The organism is Oleiphilus sp. HI0067 (assembly GCF_001635735.1).
On record NZ_LWFI01001548.1, the window covers coordinates 1 to 1,150 of the forward strand.

1 protein-coding gene is annotated in these 1,150 nt (G+C 46.4%); it reads left to right on the forward strand.

Going from position 1 to position 1,150, the window contains the following annotated elements:
- Window positions 1-96: 96 nt before the first annotated feature.
- On the forward strand, window positions 97-1,150 hold a 1,054-nt coding region (locus A3739_RS25310), incomplete at its 3' end, for an RNB domain-containing ribonuclease (protein ID WP_156502827.1).

A 1,150-nucleotide genomic window follows, 5' to 3' on the forward strand; every position in this document is an offset into this window, starting at 1 on the left:
TTTGCAGTGAGTGTTCGATAAGGCTGTTTTAACTCATCGCACTGACGAGATAGAAAGACTATAATTGGCGCTATATCCATAGCGTTGAACAATTGAATGTCAAAATCCGACCCAAATAAGTCGCAAAATCCTCCTTCCCAATCGAAACATGACCCTCATGCGGCGAAAGAAGCCGAAAAGTATGCGCAGCCTATTGCGAGCAGAGAGCATATCTTAGATTTGCTTGAGCAAAGTGGCGAAGCATTAACACATCCGCAAATTGCTCATGTTCTTGAAATCTCAGATCCCGAGGGTTTTGAAGCCTTACGTCGTCGTTTGATCGCGATGAGCCGTGATGGTCAGTTAGTTTGTAATCGTCGACAGCAATATCAGCCAGCCGCTCGAGTCGATTTCTTGAAAGGAATCGTCATAGGGCATCGCGATGGTTTTGGCTTTGTGAAACTCGAGAAAGGCGGGGATGATCTACTGTTGTCAGCGAAACAAATGCAAAGTGTGTTTGACGGTGACAGAGTGCTTGTTCGGGTTGATCACGTTGATGCGAAAGGTCGCGGTCATGCTGTGATCATGGAGGTCATTGAACGCAATACAAAAGATGTTGTTGGGCGCATTTTCTTTGAAAGTGGTTTGTGTTTTGTTGAAGTCGAAAGTGTTCGAGAGACTCAACAGGTTGTGGTTGCTCAAGAAGACACCTTAGGTGCGAAGCATGGGCAATATGTTGTTGCTAAAATCTTGCATCAGCCATCTAAACGAGAACACGCGACGGGTGAAGTTACCGAAGTGCTCGGGGATCACTTAGCACCGGGTATGGAGATCGAGGTAGCGATTCGTTCTTATAATATTCCTCATGAATGGCCGGAAGATTTAATCGCTCAGATTGAATCGTTTACACCAGAGGTTAGCGAGGCCGATAAATCTGGACGCATTGATTTAAGGGATCTTCCTTTAGTTACTATCGACGGTGAAGACGCACGAGACTTTGACGACGCTGTGTATTGCGAGCGCCGCGACGAAGGTGGTTGGCGTCTATATGTCGCGATTGCAGACGTTAGTCATTACGTTAATGTTGATAGCCCCTTAGATCATGAAGCGAACAAGCGCGCGACATCGGTATATTTTCCAGATCATGTCGTACCGATGCTACCGGAGTTGC